General features: G+C 50.2%; 3 protein-coding genes and 1 rRNA gene. 1 reads left to right on the forward strand and 3 read right to left on the reverse strand.

Annotated features, from left to right (window positions below; all coding sequences use genetic code 11):
- The first annotated feature begins 281 nt into the window (after nucleotides 1–281).
- Nucleotides 282–2,162, forward strand: coding sequence for a cation:proton antiporter (locus KIS29_11055; GenBank protein MBX8640863.1), 1,881 nt, complete (start codon nucleotides 282–284; stop codon nucleotides 2,160–2,162).
- A 3-nt stretch (nucleotides 2,163–2,165) separates the two neighbouring features.
- Here KIS29_11055 and KIS29_11060 read toward each other — a convergent pair whose 3' ends face one another.
- From KIS29_11060 to KIS29_11070, 3 genes are all read right to left on the reverse strand, one after another.
- Nucleotides 2,166–2,417 carry a hypothetical protein gene (locus tag KIS29_11060; protein ID MBX8640864.1) on the reverse strand — a complete coding sequence of 84 codons (252 nt, stop codon included), beginning with the start codon at nucleotides 2,415–2,417 and terminating at the stop codon, nucleotides 2,166–2,168.
- A 77-nt stretch (nucleotides 2,418–2,494) separates the two neighbouring features.
- A complete protein-coding gene (locus tag KIS29_11065; GenBank protein MBX8640865.1) occupies nucleotides 2,495–2,932 on the reverse strand; it encodes a helix-turn-helix transcriptional regulator in 438 nt (145 codons plus the stop codon).
- A gap of 187 nt (nucleotides 2,933–3,119) precedes the next feature.
- Nucleotides 3,120–6,043: ribosomal RNA gene (locus tag KIS29_11070) — 23S ribosomal RNA — on the reverse strand.
- Nucleotides 6,044–6,424 lie beyond the last annotated feature (381 nt).

A 6,424-nucleotide genomic window follows, 5' to 3' on the forward strand; every position in this document is an offset into this window, starting at 1 on the left:
CGGAGAGGACATGTCTTTTTGATCGAAAAATGTACCGGTCACTGACTTTGTTCTGCAACTGGCGGTTTCAAATATAAGATCCTCAAATCTTTATGACCCGTTGTGGCAGCAGACGGAGGAGATGAGAACACCTGTCGTCTGACAACTGTCAGCTGATTCAAAACACTTAAGTAACCATTAGAGAATGTCAAATACGGGATGCACTTGCAACATTCATTAGCGCTATTGCCCGCTCGTTTAATTTTTGACTCGCCCGATAAAGCGCGGGAGGAGGGTGGTAAATGATCCCTGATTCCGAGCTCTTCTTTCAGTTTGGAATCATAATGCTGCTCGCATTTATCGGCGCGGGAATAGCCTCGAGGCTGGGACAGTCGGTAATACTCGGATACATAGCTGTCGGAGCGCTCATAGGACCATTCATCAGATTCACTCTGTTTGGCCACACTTATACGGGGCTCATACAGAACACGGAGCTGCTGAGTTACTTCGCAAAGATGGGTCTTGTTCTTCTGCTGTTCTTCGTCGGGCTCGAATTTTCCATAAGCAAACTTAAGAAAACAAAAACCGCCGCCACGATACTTGCCGTATTTAATCTTGCCGTGGATATGTTCTTTGGAGTTGTCATAGGCACATATATGCGCTGGCCGTTAGAGGACGTATTCTTTCTCGCAGCGATTGTCGCCACCGGCTCGTCTGCAGTCGCGGCAAAGGGCATAATGGAGATTGGAAAGCTTTCGGCCCCTGAAACAGAATTCATAATAGGCATGAGCGTCGTCGAGGATTTCATTGCAATGCTTCTGCTGACCATTGCGGGCGGTTTAATGACCAGGACTTCAGGAGGTCCTTCAAGCATCTGGCAACTGATGTCTTTCGTGGGCTTATTTTACCTCTTCTTCGTCATACTGGCGGTGATAGTCGTGCCACGTGTCCTCAGGCACATAGAGGTCATAAAGAACGACGAAATGTTCATACTGTTTGCACTGGGGATAGTGTTCATATCCGTAGCACTTGCCGATGCGCTTTATGTGGAATCACTGATTGGGGCATTTTTCATCGGAATGGTATTCGCCGAAACATCCATGACAGAAAGACTTAAGGAAAAGCTCATGTCAATGAGAGATGCATTTGTTGCGATATTCTTCATTTACTTCGGGATGCTGATAGATCCGGCTATCCTTATGCAGGTTGTTCCGCTGCTTCTTCTTGCCGTACCGATGATGCTTATGAGTGACATAATACTCACTTCCTGCATCGCAATGCTGATCGGTTTTCCGTCAAAACATGCGTTTTTCGTCGGGGCATCCTCCGCATTCAGAGGTGCAGAATCACTGCTCTTCGCAAGCGTGGGAGGAAGCGCCATGGGCGTAAAGTATTCAAGACAGCTGTATGCAATTGCCGGTCCCTTTTCTCTGATCATGGATTTAATTGCGCTACCGGTATTGAAGAAATCTTCACGCCTGACTTCCAGGCTGGCCGCAATTGTGCCTGAATATATGCGATTCACCTCATCTCTGATCTCCAGAACATTTTCCAAACTCGTCATGCCGCAGTCTCTTCAGATTTATGGCAATGCAAAGAGGACCACGCTTCCTCTGTGGTCTTTCATAATCTCATCAGCCATTGCCATATTTTTTTCTTATCCGCTGCGTCTCATCCCCATGGCGGTCGCAGGGCTATCGGCCTTTCTCTCGGTATCCATACTCAAAAAAGATTTGCATTCATCCATCAACCTCATCAATTACGCAAACATTGGAGTAACTGGTGGCAGTTCATCTGAAATACTGTCTCTGATAATGAAACTCGTATCGGGTCTTCTCATTTCGGTTATTTCAGTCATAGGAGTCGCGGCTTTCTACATTCCACTTGGCCTCATCCCTATTTCTCTTTACGTCCTCTACATGATGAAAACGATGAATACTTCATACAAAAAATTGATACCAAAAATGAGAATGCCGTACCCAAACAGAGCAACGTTTTCAGGCAGTGTTGCTGATATCCGGAGAGACAACAGTTTTGTAAAATATCCGGCAGGCAACAGCAGCACTGTAACCAGGGCAGGGAAACTGCCTGGCGCCAACTACGCATTCCTTAAATTGAAAAAAGGGGCTAAAGAAGCCAAAAACGGTTTTGAAGACGGCATCTATCCTCCTGGACTGAAATGAAACTCAGTGCGCAACCAGTCCTTTGCCGATGCCCTTGGCCGCAGCCGCAACGGCCGCACCTATTCCGCCTCCACCCGCACCTCCGGCGAGCGCGTTCTTTACTGCGCTCACAACGGTATACCCGTGGGTCGTTGCGGGTATGTGCTGTAGCGCAATTGCGAGACCTGCAGGATGGCCTGCTGCCACGGACGCGACACCCAGTCCTACTGCCCCTGCTGCTGCTCCTATTGCTGCAGCTGCTGCTATTCCTATCATAATGGCAATACTGTTCAGGATTGCTTATAAGCTTAATTTGACGATTATCGAATGCCTCAGGAGTATCCTGCCAAAACTTATGGCAGGGTTCTTTTTTCTTCTGTGGACATCCACGTTGCAAGATCACAGAGTATTTTTCTAAGCTCTATGCCCCTGTCTGTCAACATGTATTCAACAGTCGGAGGGGAAAAGGGTCTTACAGTTCGCTCGAGAACACCTATCTTTTCCATCTGACTGAGCCGATCTGAAAGGCAGGCTGAGCTTATCCCGGTGACCATTCTCTTCAGTTCATTAAATCTTGCAGAACGCTTAAGCCCAAGAGCATATACCAACGGCATTGTCCACTTCTTGCCTATCTGGTTGTAAACCGCTGTGAAATCCCTGCATTCTCTGATTTGTGCTTCTTCTTCCTGCTGATTTTGATACATACTTAGGTAAGAATTACAACCTTCTCTATTTAATCTGCATGTCACTGGCCACATTACAGCTGTATCGAGTTCCTTACGGTCACGCAATGGCAATAGCGCAGGATACCACCAAATTGTGCCGATCCGGCGCCATACTTCCGGATGACTGTTCTCAACCTGCATATATCCGCGGTAATAGAGAATTGGAACTGAAAGGGTTTATGGAAGGCAACACTGGGATGCCAGTACGAAGCAGTCTGTGTAACGGCAAGCCGTTGCTGCAAAACTTCTAGCACTAATGTGGCTACAACTTTAGTGGCCGCGGGCTGAATACCTCGGAGGTCCTCGGTACTTACACCCCGGCTCTATCAAACTCGTCTTCTACGAGCGTTGAAAAGTGCCTCGTTTTTAGGGTGGCTTCGAGCTTAGATGCTTTCAGCTCTTATCCACTACCGCGTGGCTGCCCAGCAATGCCCTGTCGGACAACTGGTAAACTAGAGGCGGCGCCCCCCCGTTCCTCTCGTACTTAAGGGAGCTTCCCATCAGGCACTAGTGCACTTCCACCAAAAAGCAACAAACCTGTCTCACGACGGTCTGAACCCAGCTCACGATCCCTTTTAATGGGCGAACAACCCCACCCTTGGCAGCTGCTGCACCACCAGGATAGGAAGAGCCGACGTCGAAGTAGCAAACCGCCAGGTCGATATGAACTCTTGCTGGCGACGACTCAGTTATCCCCAGGGTAACTTTTCTGTTATCACTGATCCCCATAATGAAGATTCAGTGGTTCGCTAAGCCTTGCTTTCGCATCGTAGATTACTGTTGGCCTAATCTACGTCAAGCCAGCTTTTGCCTTTACACTCACCGACAGATTTCTGACCTGTCTGAGCTGACCTTTGGGCGCCCTTGTTGCGTTTTTGAGGGCGTGGCGCCCCACCCAAACTGCCGACCTACCGTTGTCCCTCTTTCAAGGTAAGTTGTGCAAATTCGAAAGGGCAGTGTTTCATTGGCAACTCGGAATCGACCTAGCGGCCGACCCTGATAACGTCTCCTGCCTACGCTACACATTCAAATTCGTACAACAGCAACAGGCTGCAGTAAAGCTCCATGGGGTCTTCGCTTTCAGGTGGAAGGTACCGGATTGCACGCCGGTACATCAGTTTCGCCGGCTTCCAGGTGGGGACAGTAGAACTCTCGTTGGTCCTTCATGCAAGTCGCCAATTAAGCGACAAGGTATTACGCTACCTTAAGAGGGTCATAGTTACCCCCGCCGTTTAACGGTCCTTCACTCCGTTGAACCGGATTTTCAGATACCGTCACTGGGCAGGATTCACCCGGCATACACATCCTTTCGGATTCGCGCCGGGATATGTTTTTGTTAAACAGTCGGAGTTCCCTTGTCACTGCGACCAGGCGTTACTCACGTCTGGCACCCCTTCTCCCTAAGTTACGGGGCTAATTTGCCGAATTCCCTCACCTTGGATTGAGCCGAAACGCCTTAGCCTTCTCAGCTAGGGGCACCTGTGTCGGTTCTAGGTACGAACACCGCACCTTGTAAACATATTCCGTTTTCACTGGCACCAGGAATCAGCCGGAGGGGACGTTCGTCCCCCCGGTCGCAATTTCATCAACTTCTCACCATTACGGTACTCCATAGACTTCGCTGCTTCGATGGGCTGACTGGCCCACCCGGCCTATCCCGATGCGTCAGGAATATGCAAATAATGCAGTGGTGCAGGAATATTAACCTGCTCTTCCTTTTGACAGCTTCAATTAAGGGCTGTCTTAGGGTCGACTAACCCTCGACTGACGAACATTGTCGAGGAACCCTGGCCCCTACGGCGGGGCGGATTCTCACCGCCCTTTGCTGCTACTCCTACCATGATCGTTATTCGAACGCGGTCCACTCGACCTCACGGCCGAACTTCTACCCGCGCACGACACCTCACTACTAGTTACCTTTCGGTACTCCAAAGTATCGGTAACAGGCTTAGCCCCGTCCATCTTCAGCGCCTGGAATCTTGACTGGTGAGCTGTTACGCTATCTTTAAAGGATGGCTGCTTCTAAGCCCACCTCCCAGTTGTCTGTGACTCCAGACCTCTTTTGCCCGTTCACACTTAGCCTGTATTTTGGGACCTTAACTCTGGTTTGGGTTGTTCCCCTTTCGCACTCCGAGCTTACCCCTGAAGCGCTCACTCCCGACTTCTACGATGACCGCAGATTTGGAGTTTGACAGGGGTCCGAGGGATTTCTCCCCCTGTGACCCCAATCGGTGCTCTACCCCGCGATCTATCTCCATCGAGGTCTAGCTGCGACTAGTTTCGTGAGGAACCAGCTATTCCCGGTTTCGATTGGCCTTTCACCCCTAGACGCAACTCATCCGAGTGAATTGCACGTCAACATCGGTTCGGTCCTCCACCTCCCTTTCGAGAGGCTTCAACCTGGTCACGCCTAGATCAACCGGCTTCGGGTTTCCCGTCAATGACTACAGGCGAACTCACCCCGCCCCTCATGCTTGCGCACTGCGGGCAAGTCGGTTTCCCTTCGGCTTCCCTGTTAAACAGGTTAACCTCGCCATCAACCAGAACTCCATGGCCCGTTATTCAAAACGGATAATGCAACACTGGTCCGCCCTTTCGGGCTTCGTCCCTTTCATGCCGCATACGTCTGTAACCGCCTGGTTTCAGGTCCTTTTCAACCCCCGACAAGGGTACTTTTCAGCTTTCGCTCACGCTACTACTGCGCTATCGGTCTCGGGTAGTATTTAGGATTAGAAGATTATGACTCCCAACTTCGCACGCAAAATCCAATGCGTGTTATTCTGGAATTCCCGGAATTTTCCCGGCAACTTGCCCTTACGGGGCTATCACCCTCTATGGCACTGCTTTCCAGCAGGTTTCAAGTTCATTGTAAGGAAATACCAGGATCCTAACTCCACATCTCCCTCCGGTTACCCGGAGGGATTCGGTTTGTCCTGTGCCGCTTTCGGTCGCCCTTAATAACGGCATCTCGATTGATTTCTTTTCCTGCAGGTACTAGGATGCTTCGATTCCCTGCGTTCCCTGTCCTTACGGACTGCCTAAAAGGCAGGAAGTCCCATTCGGCGATTGCCGGATCAACGGCTCCTTGCGCCTACCCGGCACATATCGCTGCTTGGCACGGCCTTCTTCGGCTCCCGAGCCTAGCCATCCACCAAACGGCGTAGCTAACCACTGGCTATCGGCTCTGCACACGTCCAGACTGCAATTGACTGGCATCACGAACCGCTATACCTGCCTTCCACAGGCATAGGGCCTCTCCACTTCCTCGGTGAAGTTACTCGCCGAGTGCACGCGCCTTAATATTACGTCGATTCGACTTATTAAACCTTCCCGAGTCATTAACGCTGCATCCATTAACGAAGAAGAGCGGCTGACAGGGGATCATTCAATATTTTGTCTTTGACGATTGAGGGCTTACGGTCGAAGTTGTTCCCCTTCTATATACCTTTCGGAACACTTCAGAACCTCCGAAGCCGATTTGAAGTTTGATGGTTCAGCCTGTTGTTATCTTGGGCTCCTGAGAGTTTGAGAAGGAATCTGCCGCGTATGCCATACGCT

It is taken from the genome of Candidatus Sysuiplasma jiujiangense, assembly GCA_019721075.1.
In the GTDB taxonomy this organism is placed as follows: Archaea; Thermoplasmatota; Thermoplasmata; order Sysuiplasmatales; family Sysuiplasmataceae; genus Sysuiplasma; species Sysuiplasma jiujiangense.